Origin of the sequence: Cryobacterium sp. 10I1 (genome assembly GCF_035019805.1) — a bacterium.
GTDB classification, from domain to species: domain Bacteria; phylum Actinomycetota; class Actinomycetes; order Actinomycetales; family Microbacteriaceae; genus Cryobacterium; species Cryobacterium glucosi.
The window spans coordinates 1-467 of the sequence record NZ_JASJVF010000562.1 but is presented as its reverse complement, the minus strand read 5'-3'; the positions used below and the strand labels follow the sequence as shown (position 1 = coordinate 467).

The following is a 467-nucleotide window of genomic DNA, read 5'->3' as shown; positions in this document are numbered from 1 at the left end:
TTCACCTCCCGGGCCGACACCCGCGTCACCCGGGTGAGGACATCCCACGGGCCCGTGCAGCCCATCCGCCAGGCCAGACCCTCCCGGCCGAGGACCCGGGCCCGCCGATCCACATCCGTCGCCGTGCTCACCCGGGCCGCATCCACCGTCCGCCCGATCGCCTCCACGGTACTCAGCGCCGAGACAGCTTCTGTATCGCTGAGCAGCCCGACCGGGATCGCCGCCAGGGCATCGGCGAGAACCGCCTGCGCCTCCACGAGCCGGGCGACAGCATCCGCATGAACCGACGACACCGAGCCGACCAGACCCTCCGCGCCCTCGAAACCCTCGGCAACCGCAACCGGATGGGCCGACTCGGTGGATACGCGGCCCACCGTGATGGGCTGATCTCCCGCGGCCACTGAATCGTGGGCCTGCGGGGTGTGTGACTGGGGATCTGAAGCTCCTGCCATACCCCGATTCTACCC

Annotated in this window: 1 protein-coding gene; it reads right to left on the bottom strand. The window is 70.4% G+C overall.

Features of this window, described 5'->3' with window-relative positions; all coding sequences use genetic code 11:
* Positions 1–452, bottom strand: a 452-nt coding sequence (locus QN345_RS19785) for a hypothetical protein (RefSeq protein WP_323509210.1), incomplete at its 3' end; no start/stop codon positions are given.
* Between the last annotated feature and the right edge of the window lie 15 nt (positions 453–467).